Origin of the sequence: Mesorhizobium sp. SARCC-RB16n (genome assembly GCF_008520305.1) — a bacterium.
GTDB lineage: Bacteria > Pseudomonadota > Alphaproteobacteria > Rhizobiales > Rhizobiaceae > Mesorhizobium.
The window spans coordinates 11,364-11,840 of sequence record NZ_ML703312.1; the positions used below are offsets into that span (position 1 = coordinate 11,364).

Below are 477 nucleotides of genomic sequence, written 5' to 3' on the forward strand. Positions count from 1 at the left end.
CGACCATCATCGTGTTGGTGCTCATCTCACGGAACCGCCAGATGCTGGCGCTGCACTTCCCGGCATCTCTTGCAAAGCCCTTCCGCCCAGCGAGTTGAGCCAGGCATGTCGGGTTCAAAATCTGTCTTTGCACGTCGTTGCCAACCTGCCGCACGCGCCAGCCATGGTGCTTCAACCATTGACGTGGCCGGCTAATGTAGGTGCTCAGCCCTAGCAACGAAGCCTGAATGTGCGTCGACGATGTCAACTGCGCTCTGGCCGGCGCTCAACTTCAGCTCTCAAGCAGCGAGCTGCTGAACCAAGGCTTCGAGTTGCGACCTCGACTCTGTCGCATCCAACCCGACAACGCCTTGACCGGCAGCCACGCGCTCGCCATTTCGGGCCTGGGTGACATTACCGGTCTGCAAAGGTTGGACAACCTTGCCCTTCCCTCCTCCGGCAGTGTGACGGCACCGCGGTAGACCACCAGCGGCCAGG

At 61.0% G+C, this 477-nt stretch carries 1 protein-coding gene; it reads left to right on the forward strand.

Annotated elements, in window-relative coordinates; all coding sequences use genetic code 11:
• The first annotated feature begins 227 nt into the window (after nt 1-227).
• The gene (locus C7I87_RS34320; RefSeq protein ID WP_149908364.1) at nt 228-461 is read left to right on the forward strand and encodes a hypothetical protein; all 234 of its coding nucleotides are present in this window, start codon (nt 228-230) and stop codon (nt 459-461) included.
• The last annotated feature ends 16 nt before the right edge of the window (nt 462-477 follow it).